Source organism: Bacillus sp. BB081 (genome assembly GCF_008368895.1).
In the GTDB taxonomy this organism is placed as follows: domain Bacteria; phylum Bacillota; class Bacilli; order Bacillales; family Bacillaceae_G; genus Bacillus_A; species Bacillus_A wiedmannii.
In genome coordinates this window covers 13,971-30,943 of record NZ_QOZX01000015.1, presented here as the reverse complement: position 1 = coordinate 30,943, position 16,973 = coordinate 13,971, and the positions used below count along the sequence as shown (strand labels likewise).

The following is a 16,973-nucleotide window of genomic DNA, read 5'->3' as shown; positions in this document are numbered from 1 at the left end:
CCTAAGCTCGCATCAGTTATCGTCTGGATTACGATATTTCTTAGGCACGTATTTTTTATTAATTACTTTCGTTTGTTTTACAATGTAATCCATTGCATCTAATAGTGATTCTACAGCTTCTTGACTCATAGGTTCACCAGAGAACATTAAGCCATCTTCTCCTTGAAGGTCTTTCTTTATTTCTTCCATTCTTTTTGCTATGTCTTTCTCATCTTTTGGCGTTAATTGCTTCTTTGTTTCGTCCGTAACATCTCGTCCTAGTAAATAGTCAGCTGAAACCGAAAAGCAATCAGCTAATTTAGTTAGAACATCATGTGGAGGGAATCTTTCTTCTGATTCGTAGTAACCTATCATTCTTTGGGATACTCCAATTTTTTCAGCTAGTTGTTTTTGTGTTAAATTTTCTTTTTTTCGTAAGGATTTTATTCTAAGTCCTATCACATTGTTCACCTCTCTAATTGAACTAATTGTTCTCTTTTGAATTTATTTTAGCACAAATTGTTCTTTTTTGCATTGACACAGAACAATTAGTTCTGTAATCTGTATTTAGAACTAATTGTTCTTTCGGAGGTGTGATAATGGGAAATAAAATGTACGATCCGCAAAAGAATTTATATAAAGAAATTGCACATTATTGTGGAGTGACTGAACGGTATATTCGAATGATTGATCAAAAAGAAAGAACTCCATCAATGGGAACAGCTAAGAAGATTGCTAAGTATTTTGATATGAGTATAGATGCTCTTTTTTTTAGTAATAAATCGAACTTAAAGTTCTTTTTAATGTCGTGTTGGTTTGAAAGGAATAAAAAGTAGGTTTCATCATGGGGAAGTTATTGATAGTGAGTACAGAATCTCGAATGTAGGTATTTGATCTTAACAATAGTGGAGAGGTAGATATTATGGGGATTTTTAGAGTTAAAAAGGATAATAATTATTCCGTTATTAATAATACAGGTTTAAAAGATAAAAGGCTTTCTTGGAAGGCGAAGGGGATATTAGCATACATACTTACACTTCCAGATGATTGGGTGTTTTATAGGGAAGAATTATCGCAGCACGCAAAAGATGGTATTAATAGCTTAAGAGCTGGAATGCAAGAATTAAAAGAGTACGGATATATTAAGAGATTTCCTATTAAAGATGTAAAAAACAAAATTGTTAGGTGGGAGACTATTATTTACGAAATCCCATTGGAGGATTTTCCACCAGTGGAAAATCCACCTGTTGATAATCCTGTTGCTGGGAACCTAACGGTGGAAAACCGCAAGCTACTAAATACTGATATACAAAGTACTAAAGAACTAAATACGGATATACCAAATACAAATTATCATCATGATAATCAAGATAAATCACTATCACAAAGATTGATGGATGAAGATTTTAAAATAGCTTATAGCTATTTGCTGAAAAATGGTATTTCGTTAAGTAAAATAGCTATCGCAGAGCTTGGTGAATTTTGTGGAGTATTGGGAAGTGAATTGATTCTTGAAGCAGTAAATAGATCTCTTGATGAAAATGTACCGAAATGGAGATATGTACGTGGGATTCTCAAAAAGTGGGAAACAAAAAAAGTAAAAACACGAAATGACGTAGCTGTACTAGATGAACAGTTTGATCTTAGTAAAAATAAAAAACAATCTGGTTCAGGATACACAAAACGAAATGAAATGGTACCAGGATGGTTACATCAAAAGGAAGATGAAGACTCAGGAGAACAACATAGACATATTAATGAGGTAACGATTGAAGAAGAGCGTGAGAGGTTAAAAGCTTTATTAAGAAAATACAAATCACAATAAATATCCGTTTTTCCGATTAAATTGATTATTAAGGTTAGTTTATCTTTGGTTACATCAATAAAAGCAGAATTTAAATAAAGAAAAGTAGGGGGATTATTGTATGTTTGACTGGCTGAAAGATTATCAGAAACTAGAAGAAGAAATTACATATTTAGAATATAACTTAGACAAATCAAAAGCGGAATTAAAGCGCTGGATTAGTGGTGATTTGCAAAATGTACGATTAACCGCTGAATCGGAAGGGGCTAAAGTAGAAGACCGGATTGAAGCTATTGAATATGAATTAGGACATAAGATGAATGAAGTGTTCAATTTAAAGATTTTAATTAATAAGTTTACAGGACTAGATCATCAAATACTCAAAATGAAGTATGTTGATGGAATGACCTTAGAACAAATAGCGTTTGACTTGCATTATAGTACAGGATATATCCGACGAAAACACGCTGAAATAAGAAAGATTGTCAAGTTTTTAGATGGGTATTAATGTTACCTTTTTGTAGGCTACATGCGGTGTACAGAAAGTATTGAAAAATTGATTTATAGTAGTAATATAAGATTTCGACGAAAGAGCAACTATTTTTATGGTTGCTCTTTTTGTTGTGAAAGAAGCGAAGTACTATGGAGTAATTCAATAGGTTAATAGGTATTTAGAAGTTAAAAGTACTTAGTAAAATAGTAGTGTTTGGTCCAAAAATAATAGGGAAATAAGGAGATGTTTAGTAATGGGTATGTTAGCTGCGTTAGTTAAGACAAAGAATTTGCCGCAACGGGTCCTCCGATGGCAGACAATGGTAGAAAATGAATGTAATGCACAAGGGGTACCTGAGTTAGTACCTTATGTATTAGGAATTATTATGGTGGAAAGTGATGGTAATGCTGAACAGACGCCCGATATTATGCAGTCAAGTGAATCTCAAGGGAGACCGATGAATTCAATTGACAATCCTAAGGAGTCAATTCATTACGGGGTAATGCACTTAATAGGAGCTTTTGCAGATGCAAAAAAATATGGTATTACAGATTTAAGTGCAATTGTTCAAGCATATAATTTTGGGCGTTTTTACATCCGTTGGTTAGCCTCTAACAATAAACAGCATTCACTGCAGGTGGCAGAACAGTATTCTAAAACTGTTGTTGCGCCATCTCTTGGAAATAGCACTGGCGCAATGATTCGATATAGTCATCCTATCGCTGTGGCATACAATGGTGGCTATAAATATAAAAATGGTGGAAATTTCTTCTATGCTGAAATTGTTAAACAGTACGTAGATTTTGTCGGAGGAGTTGATCCTACTGATGTAGATACGCGTAAAAACGTGACGCTACCTTCTGATTGGTTAACTAATAACTTAGGTTGGTTACAATGTGTAGAGCGACAATCTTGGGTGTATAAAGAACCAAATGAACTTGCGGAAGTAGTAGGAAAGATTCCTCTTGGCAGTGGGCATGTGTATTTAGAGACTGCATGGGATGGGAAAAGATTTTGGTTTAAAATTGCCAATGATAACTGGGTTCCTGAAACAGTAATGCGTATTGAAAAAGATGGTAGAAGTAAAGGTGTCATTTGGAATGAATGGGATGGGCTAGAATGTTACCATCACGCAAATTACAACAGTGGTATACGCGATCGAGTAGGTGTAGGTCAATGGGTAATTGAGTTTAGGGATAACAACTGGATTTACATTACAGATAAAGGGTGGGTAGAGTTTGACGAAAAAATCATTCGTTGGATTCGCTAAAAAAGATAGTGCTCTTATTGAAGTACTTCACAAAAGTCACCTGAGAAAACTAAAGTATATCTGGATGTGTTAAACATACATTATATTTTGAAAACAATACATGGTTAAAGGAAATCTTGATGTAAGGTAACGACGGAGAACTTTTTTCTATCAATCTTATGGTATGAAAAATTAGTATATAGGCCAAAAATATATAAATAGTAAATCAAGGTGCTTATGTAAGTACCTTTTTTATATGGTGTGAAAAATAGAAAGGAAGATTAATATGGCAAAATTTATTTATCCAACAGATACAACAAGGGTAACAAGTGGTTTTAGAGGCAGCAGACCAGATCATCATGGGGTAGACCTTGCAGAACCAGGTTATCATCCGATTTATGCAGCGGCTAGTGGACAAGTTAGTCGCTCTTATTATTCATCTAGTTATGGTGAATGTATTATGATTGTGAATAATATTGATGGGGTCAAATGGGAAACTGTATATGCTCATATGCGTAGTGGTTCTCGAACGGTGAATGTAGGGGATTATGTTACACAAGGACAAACTATTGGAGTTATGGGGAACACTGGAGATTCTAGTGGCCAACACTTGCATTTTGAAATGCATAAAGGTGGCTGGGATATTAATAAGAGTAATGCTGTGAATCCGTTAGACTATCTGGGAAAAGGAGACGGTGGTAACACTGGAAATGGTTCTGATCCTACTGATGTAGATACACGTAAAAACGTGACGCTACCTTCTGATTGGTTAACTAATAACTTAGGTTGGTTACAATGTGTAGAGCGACAATCTTGGGTGTATAAAGAACCAAATGAACTTGCGGAAGTAGTAGGAAAGATTCCTCTTGGCAGTGGGCATGTGTATTTAGAGACTGCATGGGATGGGAAAAGATTTTGGTTTAAAATTGCCAATGATAACTGGGTTCCTGAAACAGTAATGCGTATAGAAAAAGATGGTAGAAGTAAAGGTGTCATTTGGAATGAATGGGATGGGCTAGAATGTTACCATCACGCAAATTACAACAGTGGTATACGCGATCGAGTAAGTGTAGGCCAATGGGTAATTGAGTTTAGAGATAACAACTGGATTTATATTACAGATAAAGGCTGGGTAGAGTTTGACGAAAAAATTATTCGTTGGATTCGATAGATTTGTTAAAAAGAAGAGTAGGTCCTTATGGAGCGACTCTTCTTTATTTTTTATTAATTAGAATCACAAGCTAAATAACAATGTAGCTAGAAAAAGGATTTCTATCAATGATTAACAAAGGAGCATATATAAATGAAGAAAATAGCAGATATATCTTATCATAATGGAAATATAAATTGGGCTGAAGCGAGTAATGATTTGGAGCTGGCTATTATTCGTGTACAATATGGATCTAATAAGGTTGATTCAAAATATAAAGAATATGTCCAAGGTTGTAAAGCATATGGAGTTCCATTTGGTCATTATGCTTATGGATGTTATATAAGTGTCCAAGACGCTATTGTAGAAGCAAGAGATTTTATGAATCGTGCAGACAAGGATGCAAAATTCCTTGTATTGGATGTAGAAGATGACACACTTGCTAGTTGTGGACCCACTAACTTAGCAAAAGCATCCCAGGCCTTCATTGATACATGTCGTGCAGCGGGCTGGAAAGTTGGATTATACGTGTCACATCACATGTATACAAGTTATGGACTAAATAGTGTGAGTGCAGATTTCTTATGGATTCCTCGTTATGGTGGCAGTAAACCTGCATATAGCTGTGATCTATGGCAATATACTGAAACTGGTAGCGTTGCAGGAATTACTGGTAATGTAGACTTAAATTACTTAGTAGGAAATAAAACTATTGAATGGTTTATAGGAAAGGGCTCTAATTCAAATAATCCTGATCCTACAGATGTAGACACCCGAAAGAATGTATCATTACCACCAGATTGGTTAACCAATAACTTAGGTTGGTTACAATGTGTAGAGCGACAGTATTGGGTATATAAAGAACCAAATGATCTTGCGGAAGTAGTAGGAAAGCTTCCTCTTGGCAGTGGCCATGTATATTTAGAGAGTGCATGGGATGGGAAAAGATTTTGGTTTAAAATCGCCAATGACAACTGGGTTCCTGAAACAGCAATGCGTATCGAAAAAGATGGTAGGAGTAAAGGTGTCATTTGGAATGAATGGGAAGGATTAGAGTGTTACCATCATGCGAATTACAACAGTGGTATACGTGATCGAGTAAGTGTAGGACAATGGGTAATTGAGTTTAGGGATAACAATTGGATTTACATTAAAGATAAAGGTTGGGTAGAATTTGATGAAAAAATCATTCGTTGGATTCGCTAATTAAAAAAATTATTTGTATTAAAGTAAAACTAAAAAAGATGAAACATATCGATAGGATAGTTTTAGAACAAGTAGTGTTTGAGTTGCATTATAGTACAGGGTACATCTGACGAAAACATGCTGAAATAAGAAAGATTGTCAAATTTTCAAATGGGTATTAATGTTACCTTTTTGTAGGCTACATGCAGTGTACAGAAAGTATTGAAAAAGTGATTTATAGTAGTAATATAAGATTTCGACGAAAGAGCAGCTATTTTATGGTTGCTCTTTTTGTTGTGAAAGAAGGTGAGCAACATGAAGTAATTTTATAGATTAATGGGTATTTGGCTGATAGTCATATTTAATATGGTAGTAGTTTTTTAGGCAAGCATAATGGGAAAATAAGGAGATGTTTAGTAATGAGTATATTAGCTACTTCAGTTAAAACAAAGAATTTGCCACAACAAGTGTTACGTTGGCAATCAATGGTAGAAAGTGAATGTTCTGCACAAGGAGTACCTGAGTTAATTCCTTACGTACTTGGAATCATTATGGTGGAAAGTGACGGGAATTCTGAAAAAACACCTGATATTATGCAATCAAGTGAATCACAAGGGTGGCCAATGAATACAATTAAAAATCCTAAAGATTCAATTTATTATGGAGTAAAGCATCTAAAAGGAGCTTTTGATGATGCGAAAAAAAATGGTATTACAGATTTAAGTGCCATTGTTCAATCATATAATTTTGGACGAGCTTACCTTCGCTGGTTAGCTTCAAACAAGAAACAACATTCATTACCGGTGGCGGATCTGTATTCTAAAACGGTTGTTGCACCATCACTTGGAAATACAACAGGTGCCATGGTTCGATATAGTAATCCAATTGCTGTGGCATACAATGGTGGCTACCGATATAAAAACGGAGGGAATTTCTTCTACGCTGAAATTGTTAAGCAATATGTTGATTTTGATGGGGGAACTAATCCTTCTGAAAATAAAGAACCATCAGAGTGGGCGAGAAGTGCATGGAAGTGGGGATTAGAAAAAGGAATTGTAGATGGGAATTCACATCCACATGGAACGGTAGTAGAAGAAATTTTGGTACACATGTTACAACGTGCATACAACAACAAAGTATTTTTAGGTACTGGAAGTGCAGTATCCTTCGCTATTGATACAAGTTACCGGAATGGAGAACCGTCAGAATGGGCGAGAGACGCATGGAAGTGGGGTCTAGAAAAAGGGATTGTAGATGGAAATGCACATCCACATGGAGAAGTGACAGAAGAAATTCTGGTACACATGTTGCAACGTGTATACAACAACAAAGTATTCTCAGGTACTGGAAGCTCAGGAGCATTTGTCACTAATGTAAGTTATCAAAATGGAGAGCCATCAGAATGGGCGAGAGATGCATGGAAATGGGGATTAGAAAAAGGAATTATAGATGGGAATTCACATCCACATGGAAAAGTAACAGAGGAAATTTTAGTACACATACTACAACGATGTACAAATAATGGGGTATTTAAGTAATTATAAGACTTTCATATTATAAAGATTCTTGTCAAATAAAAAAGTAAACGAAGGTACTCATTTAAGTACCTTGATTATACTGTGCAAAAAAGAAAGGAAGATTAGTATGGCAAAGTTTATTTATCCAACAGATACAACGAGAGTAACAAGTGGTTTTAGAGGCAGCAGACCAAATCACCATGGGATAGACCTTGCTGAAGCAGGGTATCATCCGATTTATGCAGCGGCTAATGGAAAAGTTAGTCGCTCGTATTTTTCATCTAGTTACGGTGAATGTATTATGATCGTGCATACTATTGATGGAGTTACATGGGAGACTGTATACGCTCATATGCGTAGTGGTTCTCGAACGGTGAACGTAGGAGATTATGTTACCCAAGGACAAACTATTGGAGTTATGGGGAACACTGGGGATTCTAGTGGCCAACACTTACATTTTGAACTGCATAAAGGCGGCTGGAATATTAATAAGAGTAATGCTGTGAACCCATTAGACCATTTAGGAAAAGGACCTGATCCTTCTGAAAATAAAGAGCCATCGGATTGGGCAAAAGATGCATGGAAATGGGGATTAGAAAAAGGAATTGTAGATGGAAATTCTCATCCGCATGGAACAGTTTTAGAAGAAATTTTAGTACACATGTTACAGCGTGTATACAATAACAAAGTATTCTTAGGTACTGGAAGCGTAGTATCGGTTTCTATTGATACAAGTTATAGAAATGGGCAACCATCGGAATGGGCGAGAGATGCATGGAAATGGGGACTAGAAAAAGGAATTGTAGATGGAAATTCTCATCCACATGGAGAAGTGACGGAAGAAATCCTGGTACACATGCTGCAACGTATATACAATAACAAAGTATTCTCAGATACTAGAAGTACAGTGTCAATCGCCTCTAATGTGAGCTACCAAAATGGAGAGCCATCAGAATGGGCGAGAGATGCATGGAAATGGGGATTAGAAAGAGGAACTATTGATGAGAACTCACATCCACATGGAAAAGTGACAGAGGAAATTTTAGTGCACATTCTACAACGATGTGCGAATAATGGAGTATTTAATTAAATAAAAAGCCGGATTCTTATTCTACTAATCCCTGTCTAATAGACAGGGATTAAAATTTATAATTAGAAGATTTAAATTCACAAATTGTTTGTTTTTAGTGTAGCTGAACTAAGTGTATACAATCTACGTTGTGTTTTAGAAATAGTATATGTTTACTAGAAACATATTTTTGATATTAGGTTACGACGTAAGTGATCCGAATTGGTAGTTTTTCTGTTAAATACTGCACTCATTAAATATCTGAATATTCTTTCGGATCGGAGAGTAAATATTACTCCTTTAATTAAATTAAGATATTATTTTTCAAACTACATAGCAAAATTTACGTACTAAATGAGATTGTTAGAAAATCAATAAACAAAATTAAAACGGGAGAGGAAGATATGACAAATACACATCCAGAGGAAAATCAATTTCAGAACCAAATTCTAAATCAAATCATGCCAAGTGATGACAATAAATTTATGGAAATTGATGACGTTGTGGATAATTTAGTGAATGCTGGGATTATTACCGCTAGCAATTTTAACGTCAACGTGGAGCTGTTTAGAGGAAGTCCAATTACTGTTTCCATTGTAAAAACGGGAAACCCAGCAACAGAGGCTCCTACAAAAGTAATTACCGAGGATATTATTGAGGGACAAATTGAGGTGGACGTTAAACCAGAAGGGATTAAATAATGAGATGAAAAGACAAGTATATGCATATTAAGATTTTTAATTTTTTAATTAAATACGAAGTAGGAGAGAGGTGGAAATAATGGATGGTTTGCAAGAGATGAAAGGTGATGTTCAGGAAATAAGACAAGATATTAAAGATATACGACTAGAGATTAGAGGTCTAGAAATGAGGACAGCAGGTAATGAAAAAGACATTATTAATATTAATAAGCAATTAGATAAGATTAGTGCAAATACAACATGGATATTACGCCTTATTATTGGTGGAATAATTGGAGCAGCTCTGACCTTCCTCTTGAAAGGTGGCGGTATGTAATGATTGAAATTACGGCAATGATTGGGGCTGTTATAGGGTTATCGCAAATTGCTAAAACAAATGGATTGCAAACAAAATATATTCCGATATTTAATTTGACGCTTGGCATTATACTGGGTGTTTTATTTTTGTCTCAAGATATCAAAATGAATATATTTCAAGGAATGATTATCGGATTGTCAGCAAGTGGATTGTTTGACCATACGAAAATTATAAAAAAGGATAACAATAGGAAATGAAAAAGAAATCCAAATTAACCCATGGAATGATCGTATCATGGAAGAAGAACACAAGTGGTTATTAGAACCAAACGCGAAAATTTGGCCCGAAAAGGAATAGACGAAAATAAAAACGAGCACTCCTATTTATAGTGATGAAGTGACCCCTAAAAGTTAGACACGGTTATTTTATCAAGCTGCCTTAATCCGTTTTGTATTATAATAATCTCTATATTTTTCTAATTCTATTTTAAAATGCTCTACACTTTCAAATTCTTTTATGTAGAGGAACTCCGACTTCATAATTCTGAAGAAATTCTCTATTACTGCGTTGTCGTAACAGTTACCTTTTCGAGACATGCTCTGTACAATAGCTCTTGATTCAAGTGTACGGACGTATTGTCTCATTTGATAATGTCATTCTTGATCAGAGTCCATCAGTAGTTGGTGATTTTCAGGCAAATGTTCTAATGCATTCTCTAACATCTTTGAAACAAGTGAATACGTCGGTCTAGAACCAATTGTATAGGTAATAATTTCACCATTATACAAGTCTAATACAGGTGATACATACAGTTTCTCTCCAAACAATGTAAACTCTGTGATGTCCGTTACCTATTTTTGATTCGGTGCATCTGTATAAAAATTACGCTCTAAAATATTAGGTGCAATTCTACCGACTTTTCCTTTATAGGATTTATATTTCTTCATATGCACAACACACTTTAATCCAAGCTCTTTCATAATGCGTTGAACCTTTTTGTGATTCACTTTCTGACCACGATTCGTTAATTCATCACGAATGCGACGGTAACCATAACGACCTTCATTTTCCTCATAAATCGCTTTCATCTCAGCTTTCAAATCGGCATCTACATCTGGACGATTCATTTTCTTTACTAAATTATAATACGTGCTTCGTGGAATATTAGCTAGCTCCACGAGTGCCTTCACCGAATATTTATGCCTTAATTCATAGACTACTTGCGCTTTGTCTGGTCTCGTGATTTTCCAAACAGAAATCGTTGAAGGGGCAGGAATGTTAAAAATAGCTGCCGTCTCAAATAAGGACATACCGTTTTCAATCATAAAGTTTAGTACGTCTAGTTTAAATTGTCGTGTGTAATTTGTACAACGTTTTAGAAAAGCTTCCACACCATTCTGTTTATACTGATTTACCCAATTCAAAATAATTGTGTTACTTATACCGATCGCTCTACCTATTTTTCGATAACTTTCATTTCCGTTCCAATACCGTAGAACGATTTGTATTTTTTCATCAGCTGTAAATTTAGCCATAGAAAAACTGCACCTCCAATTGTTAGACTGTGTCTAACAATTGGGGTGCAGTTCAGAATAAGATGCTCTTTTTGTATTAATCACATAGATTCATTTTCGGGTGAGGTAAAAAACTCGTTGATTTTGTTGGAAAGTAGAAATGGAATGGCTCCTTTTATAACAGAAATATCCCAATCCCACCATGCGAGATTTTCTAGCTTGTCAATCGTTTCTTGCGGGAAACGATATCGAACAAATTTTGCAGGATTACCAGCTACAATTGCATATGGAGGTACGTCTTTTGTAACAACACTCTTTGCCCCAATAATGGCTCCGTTACCAATTGTAACACCAGATAAAATGCAGGATTGATAACCAATCCATACATCGTTGCCGACTACGATGTCACCTTTTGAAGAAGGATGACCAGTAATATGTGCTCCTTCATTAAAAAATGCATTAAATGGGTATGTTGTTATCCAGTCTGCGCGATGTTCACCGCCAAGTATAAAAACGACTTCTTCTCCTAATGAACAAAACTTACCTATTTTTAATTTTGTTTCATCATTCCAAGAAAAAATGGTTGGACCTACTTTACTATAAGTATAATCACCAATATCATATTTATTATATTCAGGTTTTTGATTTAAAAATAACATAACAAATTTAGCATCCTCTCTAAAGCAAGTAATGGATATGCAACATTATATGCAACTTAGAATAAGTCGAACTGTGTTGTATGAATTGGTAATGCACAAAAATAGTAGTAGGCGCAATGCATAAAAAGGAGTGGAATGAATGATATACGAAATGGGATTATATAATAAACCTTTTCAATCAATTCAATTAGGAAAAAAAGTATATGAAGTACGTTTATACGATGCAAAACGTCAACTTATAAAACAAGGCGATCATATTGTATTTACGAACCTTACGACAGAGGAAATGATGACTGTAAAAGTAACGGAAATAAAACGATACGAAAGCTTTAAAGCGATGTACGAACAAATTGATAAAAAATTATTGGATTGTGAAAATGATAGTTTAGAGGAAATGCTAGAAAGTACATACAAAATATATACGAAAGAACAAGAAAAAAAGTGGGGAACAGTTGCGATTCGTATTGAGGTAATAAAATGATAAGAAATCGGGGCGGGGCTATCATTGTACAGGAAGGGAAAATTGCTCTTATAAAACGTATTCGAGAAGGGGAAACATATTATGTTTTACCAGGCGGAGGAATTGAAGAAGGAGAAACAGCTGAAGAAGCAACGAAGCGAGAAATTTATGAAGAATTAGGGGTACATATAAAAGTGGAGCATCTGATTGCAAAGGTGGAGTATAAAGGTACGGAGTATTATTTTAATGCCCATATTATAGATGGAGTTTTCGGAAGTGGTAAAGCTGAAGAATTCAAACTGAAAGATAGAGGGAGTTATATTCCGTTATGGTTGCCGATGCACGAGTTGGAAAAAGTGAATATAAAACCGTATGAAGTGGTCGGAAGTATATTCAATCATTATAAAAAGTAAGGTCTGACAACATACAAAAAAAACCATTGACATAGTCTTCTGATTTAAGTATTGTATTCGAGTATGTTTATAATCAGGAGGTTTATATGAGCAATCAAACTACTACACATCATGTGAAAATGACAACAGCAGATCCATCTGGAATTGGTCTATTTGGATTAGCGATGGTAACACTTGTAGCATCATCTCAAAAGTTAGGCTTAACAGATGGCGTTTCACTTGTATTACCGTGGGCAATCTTTTTAGGAGGATTTGCACAAATCTTTGCGTGCATTCACGATGCAAAGCATAACAATACGTTCGGTACAACAGCATTCGGTGCCTACGGCCTATTTTGGTTAGGTGTTGGAATGACTTGGTTAATTCAACTTGGAGTATTTGGCGAAAAATTAGCACAAGCTGCAGATTCAAAACAGCTGGGTGTAGCCTTTATTGGATATTTGATTTTCACAATCTTTATGACAATTGGTGCAATGGAAACACATAAAGTATTATTTATGATTTTCGTCCTTATTGATTTCTTATTTATTGGTCTTTCATTAAGTACTTTAGGTGTTATGCCGCATGCAATGCATAATTTAGCAGCGTATTCTGAACTATGTATTTCATTATTATCTTTCTATGGTTCAGCAGCAGCAGTGTTAAATACACACTTCGGTAAAGTTGTATTACCAGTTGGAAAGCCATTTGGTATTTTTAAAAAGTAATAAAAAGCACAGGTGATTGTATAGTCATCTGTGCTTTTTTGTATGGAATAAATAAAAATGAAAAAATATAATTGAAATTGATTCTCATTATTAATATAATGAGAATGAGAATCATTTAATGTAAGAGGGGGATGCCGAAGTGGCAAAAATTTTAATAGCTTATGCAAGTATGTCAGGAAATACAGAGAGTATTGCTGATTTAATCAAAGTTAGTTTAGATGCTTTTGATCATGAAGTAGTATTGCAAGAAATGGAAGGCATGGATGCTGAAGAATTATTAGCCTATGATGGAATCATTTTAGGATCTTATACGTGGGGCGATGGTGAATTACCGTTTGAGGCGGAAGATTTCCATGAGGACTTAGAAAATATAGATTTATCAGGGAAGAAAGTAGCGGTATTCGGATCAGGTGATACGGCGTATGAACTATTTTGTGAAGCGGTAACGATATTTGAAGAAAGACTTGTAGAACGCGGTGCAGAGCTTGTACAAGAAGGATTGAAAATCGAACTAGCTCCAGAAGATGAAGAGGATGTTGAAAAATGCAGTAATTTTGCAATTGCATTTGCTGAGAAGTTCTAAGAATGGGAGTGTCAACGTGGAGACAATGTTAAGTGCGACCGCTATTACAAAGTTAAGAGATGGAAAACTTATGTTAGCTACTACATATAATGGCTTATTTATTGAACGAGACGGAGAATGGAAACAAATATTAAATGGTTTTCAAAAACGAATTAGGGATTTACATAGCGAAGATAATGTAGTGTATGGTGTAGGTGACGAAGGGATTTTTATTCGTAGTATGAATGGTGGAGAGAATTGGACGGTTCAGCGTTTTCCAACAAAAGCAACGAGTTGGAATGTGTGTAGTAATGTACAAGGAACAGTCATTGCTCATGGAGATAAAACGTTGTATCATTCTAATGATTTTGGTTCGACATGGGAAACCATTCATCCATTTCTTGAGTATGGTGGCGGGGCACCATCTATTCGATCGTTATTTTTATATAAACATTACTTATTTATCGGTACGAAAATACATGCTAAATGTGGTGGTGTTTGGCTCTTTAATTTGGAGACACGTAAATTAAAGCGGATTAAAATCGTGATGAATCAGATGATCTCAGCGTTGACTGTACACAATTCTTATATAGTAGCAGCGAGTGGATCGTGCAAGGGGATTAGCGGGAATATTTCTTTTTGTAAAATAGATGAAAGTATTGAGAGTGAAAAAACATATTGGCACACATGTCAAAGTGAGCAGAAAGCAAGTAGCTATTTAGCCTTGAGTGTAGATCAACATGTGCTATATACAACGTCAACGCAAAATAAGGCGGGGATTAGTACGGTTTGTCGTGTACTTCTAGAAGAAGGACTTGTTACAGTATGTGACTTAGTTAAAGGACATGGCTGGCGCATCGTTAACCAAAAAGAGGGTTATGTTGTAGCTGGATCAGGTGAATCAAAAGCGATGCAGTGGAAGAAAAAAATTATATAGCAAAAAAAACTTTACTTTTATTATAATGATATGATATAGTTACTTTAAACCATTTTACTTTTAATAATATAGAGATTTAAATGAGCTGTAACTTCCGAGGAGGATAGCAATGTTAAATCTCCTCTGGGGTTGCAGTTTTTTAATGTTTGAAGTATTATTGTAAAGTGGTTGAAATTTAATATGTACATATAGGTACATTGTAGGAGGATTTTTTAAATGCAAAACGGTAAAGTAAAATGGTTTAACGCAGAAAAAGGTTTCGGTTTCATCGAAGTTGAAGGCGGAGAAGACGTATTCGTTCATTTCTCAGCTATCCAAGGCGACGGCTTCAAATCTTTAGAAGAAGGTCAAGAAGTTACTTTCGAAGTAGAACAAGGTAACCGTGGACCTCAAGCTACAAACGTTAACAAGAAGTAATTATGGAAAAAAGAAGGGCTTGCCCTTCTTTTTTTTGCATTTTTATTGAATAACCTCCTATGTACATATAATAATGAGATTAAATTTTCGTTGATTAGACGAAGTATTTCATGCATAAAGTGCATGAATGAATAAATAAATACTGAAAATAGAGTATGTGTGTGAAAAGGAATTTAGAAAGAGGTAAATAAATTGGAAAACGCTACACATTTTATTGTGTTCGATATAGAGAGAAATTTCAGGCCGTATAAATCAGAAGATCCGTCAGAGATAGTTGATATCGGAGCTGTAAAAATAGAAGCAAGTACAATGAAGGTAATTGGAGAATTTTCGGAGTTAGTAAAGCCGAGTGCACAACTCACTCGTCATACGACAAAATTAACGGGAATTACAAAGAAAGATTTAATTGGTGTGGAGAAATTCCCGCAAATTATAGAGAAATTTATTCAATTTATCGGAGAAGACTCTGTATTTGTTTCATGGGGAAGAGAAGATTATCGTTTTCTATCTCATGATTGTACGTTATACGGTGTAGAATGCCCATGTATGGAAAAAGAGAGCAAATTTGATTTGCAGAAGTTTGTTTTCCAAGCGTATGAAGAGTTATTTGAGCATACACCAAGTTTACAATTTGCAGTAGAACAGCTCGGTTTAACGTGGGAAGGGAAGCAGCACCGAGCTTTAGCGGATGCTGAGAATACAGCGAATATACTTCTTAAAGTATATAGCGAGAGAGACATTTATAAACGGTACAAAAGACATGGTGAGCTTGAACTTGTAGAGAACGGAAAACTAACAGAAAAAGCGAAAAAAAAGATGCGAAAATGGGTATTTAAAGAAATGAGAAAAAATACAGAGCGTCCTTTCGTTTGGAGTGCATTTGAAAATAGTGACACGTGGGAAAGTATAACGGAAAGATATTATATAAGTGAAGCTACAATAGCACTTCTGAAAAAGCATTTTCCTACGGCGGTGAGAAAAGCGGAAAGGCAGATTAGGTATTTGGCTGAGATGGAGGAGAATGTAGAGGTTAAATGACATTCTCCTCTATTTCTAGCTACATAAATTTAACGTCATTGTACTGATGGATGAATAAAGTATTCATATTAAATAGGAATTGATTTGTTGTGATTGGGCCATTATAATTGCTTTGAAAATTAAGGTGTGGTAAGAATTTTTAAATACATTCATAAAATTAGAGCCCATAGAAATGAAAGAGGGTAGAGTTAAATGGAAGTAATCTTTAACATTGTAACAGTTCTAGTTTTTGGGATAATATTTACCACGCTATTAGCAGTAGTTACACTTCCTTTCATAGCAAAGAAGAAAAATTGGAAAAAGCTTAATATATCTTTAAAGCGTGGTGTATTAAAGATTAAAATCGAAGAGTACATATGAGTTTTATACAAGGGAGGTGTGATAGTGATAGACTTGGATATTAAAGACGTCACCGTACAGATGGAATTAAACGGTGTCTTTTGGAATGAGGATGGGCTTGCTGAAATGACGGTGACTACAAAAGCTGAGCATTCTCTTATTCTTCGTCTAGTAGTTGACTTAGAAAGTAAAACTATTAGGGCGACGAGTGCCGAAATAGTGAATGGATTCTGCCCTCTGTGCAAACAGAAAAGGGACGAATGTAGTGAACTTAATGACTTGCAAAACAAAATGGATATTTTAGAAGAAGCCTATGATTGGGTAAGAGAGCATCCAGAATATCGTTTTCAATTATCTTTTTACGAGTACAATAAATTTGAGGTAGTGAAGTGAAATTTTCATTTTACCAACATACATAGTGACTACTCTAATGGAAATACGCTTGTACAACAAGGAAGGAATCTACTGGATTCTGCAACAAT

The 16,973-nt window shown here is 35.1% G+C and carries 21 protein-coding genes and 2 pseudogenes; 20 read left to right on the top strand and 3 right to left on the bottom strand.

Translation table 11 applies throughout. From position 1 onward, the window contains the following. Positions 1-12 precede the first annotated feature (12 nt). Positions 13-441, bottom strand: coding sequence for a helix-turn-helix domain-containing protein (locus DN394_RS07745; protein ID WP_000579786.1), 429 nt, complete (start codon positions 439-441; stop codon positions 13-15). A 137-nt stretch (positions 442-578) separates the two neighbouring features. Between DN394_RS07745 and DN394_RS07740 the strand changes: the two genes are divergently transcribed. The 12 genes and pseudogenes from DN394_RS07740 to DN394_RS07685 form a co-directional block, all read left to right on the top strand. After that, a complete protein-coding gene (locus DN394_RS07740; protein ID WP_000527104.1) occupies positions 579-815 on the top strand; it encodes a helix-turn-helix transcriptional regulator in 237 nt (78 codons plus the stop codon). Between the two features lie 86 nt (positions 816-901). Next, entirely contained in the window at positions 902-1,804 is a 903-nt protein-coding gene (locus DN394_RS07735) for a DnaD domain-containing protein (RefSeq protein ID WP_046957782.1), read from the top strand. Between the two features lie 100 nt (positions 1,805-1,904). After that, a complete protein-coding gene (locus tag DN394_RS07730; RefSeq protein ID WP_000460739.1) occupies positions 1,905-2,291 on the top strand; it encodes a hypothetical protein in 387 nt (128 codons plus the stop codon). A 238-nt stretch (positions 2,292-2,529) separates the two neighbouring features. Next, complete coding sequence (locus tag DN394_RS07725) at positions 2,530-3,546, top strand: lysozyme family protein (protein ID WP_149293703.1); 1,017 nt, start codon at positions 2,530-2,532, stop codon at positions 3,544-3,546. A gap of 265 nt (positions 3,547-3,811) precedes the next feature. Then, positions 3,812-4,696, top strand: a complete 885-nt coding sequence (locus DN394_RS07720) for a M23 family metallopeptidase (RefSeq protein ID WP_001051382.1) — start codon at positions 3,812-3,814, stop codon at positions 4,694-4,696. Between the two features lie 132 nt (positions 4,697-4,828). Next, positions 4,829-5,881, top strand: a complete 1,053-nt coding sequence (locus DN394_RS07715; protein WP_046957784.1) for a glycoside hydrolase family 25 protein — start codon at positions 4,829-4,831, stop codon at positions 5,879-5,881. Between the two features lie 398 nt (positions 5,882-6,279). After that, positions 6,280-7,398: a lysozyme family protein gene (locus tag DN394_RS07710; protein WP_149293702.1), complete on the top strand. Its 1,119-nt coding sequence runs from the start codon at positions 6,280-6,282 to the stop codon at positions 7,396-7,398. Between the two features lie 106 nt (positions 7,399-7,504). Beyond that, positions 7,505-8,467: a M23 family metallopeptidase gene (locus DN394_RS07705; protein ID WP_149293701.1), complete on the top strand. Its 963-nt coding sequence runs from the start codon at positions 7,505-7,507 to the stop codon at positions 8,465-8,467. 383 nt (positions 8,468-8,850) lie between these two features. After that, positions 8,851-9,147 carry a hypothetical protein gene (locus DN394_RS07700; protein ID WP_149293700.1) on the top strand — a complete coding sequence of 99 codons (297 nt, stop codon included), beginning with the start codon at positions 8,851-8,853 and terminating at the stop codon, positions 9,145-9,147. 79 nt (positions 9,148-9,226) lie between these two features. Further along, positions 9,227-9,463, top strand: a complete 237-nt coding sequence (locus tag DN394_RS07695) for a hemolysin XhlA family protein (RefSeq protein WP_000348873.1) — start codon at positions 9,227-9,229, stop codon at positions 9,461-9,463. Continuing rightward, the gene (locus DN394_RS07690) at positions 9,463-9,702 is read left to right on the top strand and encodes a hypothetical protein (protein WP_046957787.1); all 240 of its coding nucleotides are present in this window, start codon (positions 9,463-9,465) and stop codon (positions 9,700-9,702) included. Before DN394_RS07695 ends, DN394_RS07690 begins: the two co-directional genes overlap by 1 nt. Before the next feature lie 13 nt (positions 9,703-9,715). Next, positions 9,716-9,802: pseudogene (locus DN394_RS07685) on the top strand (5-deoxy-glucuronate isomerase); the annotation flags it as partial. A gap of 71 nt (positions 9,803-9,873) precedes the next feature. Here the strand turns inward: DN394_RS07685 and DN394_RS07680 are convergent. After that, positions 9,874-10,980: pseudogene (locus DN394_RS07680) on the bottom strand (IS3 family transposase). Positions 10,981-11,060: 80 nt separating this feature from the next. Then, entirely contained in the window at positions 11,061-11,618 is a 558-nt protein-coding gene (locus DN394_RS07675) for a CatB-related O-acetyltransferase (protein WP_000898179.1), read from the bottom strand. Positions 11,619-11,757: 139 nt separating this feature from the next. Here DN394_RS07675 and DN394_RS07670 point away from each other — a divergent pair, with 139 nt between their 5' ends. The 8 genes from DN394_RS07670 (at position 11,758) to DN394_RS07635 (ending at position 16,884) form a co-directional block, all read left to right on the top strand. Next, positions 11,758-12,099, top strand: coding sequence for an ASCH domain-containing protein (locus tag DN394_RS07670; protein WP_088097247.1), 342 nt, complete (start codon positions 11,758-11,760; stop codon positions 12,097-12,099). Beyond that, positions 12,096-12,491 (top strand): NUDIX hydrolase, encoded by a 396-nt coding sequence (locus DN394_RS07665; protein WP_149293699.1) that lies wholly within the window; start codon positions 12,096-12,098, stop codon positions 12,489-12,491. The genes DN394_RS07670 and DN394_RS07665 overlap by 4 nt, the downstream gene beginning before the upstream one ends. 86 nt (positions 12,492-12,577) lie before the next feature. After that, positions 12,578-13,198: an acetate uptake transporter gene (locus DN394_RS07660; RefSeq protein ID WP_000070936.1), complete on the top strand. Its 621-nt coding sequence runs from the start codon at positions 12,578-12,580 to the stop codon at positions 13,196-13,198. Positions 13,199-13,337: 139 nt separating this feature from the next. Next, on the top strand, positions 13,338-13,781 hold the full coding sequence (locus DN394_RS07655; RefSeq protein WP_001062763.1) for a flavodoxin: 444 nt from the start codon (positions 13,338-13,340) through the stop codon (positions 13,779-13,781). 16 nt (positions 13,782-13,797) lie between these two features. Beyond that, positions 13,798-14,697 (top strand): WD40/YVTN/BNR-like repeat-containing protein, encoded by a 900-nt coding sequence (locus tag DN394_RS07650; protein ID WP_097917329.1) that lies wholly within the window; start codon positions 13,798-13,800, stop codon positions 14,695-14,697. Positions 14,698-14,913: 216 nt separating this feature from the next. Next, the gene (gene cspB / locus DN394_RS07645; RefSeq protein ID WP_001179147.1) at positions 14,914-15,114 is read left to right on the top strand and encodes a cold shock-like protein CspB; all 201 of its coding nucleotides are present in this window, start codon (positions 14,914-14,916) and stop codon (positions 15,112-15,114) included. A gap of 192 nt (positions 15,115-15,306) precedes the next feature. Continuing rightward, positions 15,307-16,152: an exonuclease gene (locus DN394_RS07640; RefSeq protein WP_098092241.1), complete on the top strand. Its 846-nt coding sequence runs from the start codon at positions 15,307-15,309 to the stop codon at positions 16,150-16,152. 384 nt (positions 16,153-16,536) lie between these two features. Beyond that, positions 16,537-16,884 carry a hypothetical protein gene (locus DN394_RS07635; protein ID WP_000566109.1) on the top strand — a complete coding sequence of 116 codons (348 nt, stop codon included), beginning with the start codon at positions 16,537-16,539 and terminating at the stop codon, positions 16,882-16,884. Positions 16,885-16,973: the final 89 nt, after the last annotated feature.

Coding starts and splice junctions, on each gene's coding strand:
- DN394_RS07740 (WP_000527104.1), top strand. CDS start 579: ATGGGAAATAAAATGTACGATCCGCAAAAGAATTTATATAAAGAAATT.
- DN394_RS07735 (WP_046957782.1), top strand. CDS start 902: ATGGGGATTTTTAGAGTTAAAAAGGATAATAATTATTCCGTTATTAAT.
- DN394_RS07730 (WP_000460739.1), top strand. CDS start 1,905: ATGTTTGACTGGCTGAAAGATTATCAGAAACTAGAAGAAGAAATTACA.
- DN394_RS07725 (WP_149293703.1), top strand. CDS start 2,530: ATGGGTATGTTAGCTGCGTTAGTTAAGACAAAGAATTTGCCGCAACGG.
- DN394_RS07720 (WP_001051382.1), top strand. CDS start 3,812: ATGGCAAAATTTATTTATCCAACAGATACAACAAGGGTAACAAGTGGT.
- DN394_RS07715 (WP_046957784.1), top strand. CDS start 4,829: ATGAAGAAAATAGCAGATATATCTTATCATAATGGAAATATAAATTGG.
- DN394_RS07710 (WP_149293702.1), top strand. CDS start 6,280: ATGAGTATATTAGCTACTTCAGTTAAAACAAAGAATTTGCCACAACAA.
- DN394_RS07705 (WP_149293701.1), top strand. CDS start 7,505: ATGGCAAAGTTTATTTATCCAACAGATACAACGAGAGTAACAAGTGGT.
- DN394_RS07700 (WP_149293700.1), top strand. CDS start 8,851: ATGACAAATACACATCCAGAGGAAAATCAATTTCAGAACCAAATTCTA.
- DN394_RS07695 (WP_000348873.1), top strand. CDS start 9,227: ATGGATGGTTTGCAAGAGATGAAAGGTGATGTTCAGGAAATAAGACAA.
- DN394_RS07690 (WP_046957787.1), top strand. CDS start 9,463: ATGATTGAAATTACGGCAATGATTGGGGCTGTTATAGGGTTATCGCAA.
- DN394_RS07675 (WP_000898179.1), bottom strand. CDS start 11,618: ATGTTATTTTTAAATCAAAAACCTGAATATAATAAATATGATATTGGT.
- DN394_RS07670 (WP_088097247.1), top strand. CDS start 11,758: ATGATATACGAAATGGGATTATATAATAAACCTTTTCAATCAATTCAA.
- DN394_RS07665 (WP_149293699.1), top strand. CDS start 12,096: ATGATAAGAAATCGGGGCGGGGCTATCATTGTACAGGAAGGGAAAATT.
- DN394_RS07660 (WP_000070936.1), top strand. CDS start 12,578: ATGAGCAATCAAACTACTACACATCATGTGAAAATGACAACAGCAGAT.
- cspB (WP_001179147.1), top strand. CDS start 14,914: ATGCAAAACGGTAAAGTAAAATGGTTTAACGCAGAAAAAGGTTTCGGT.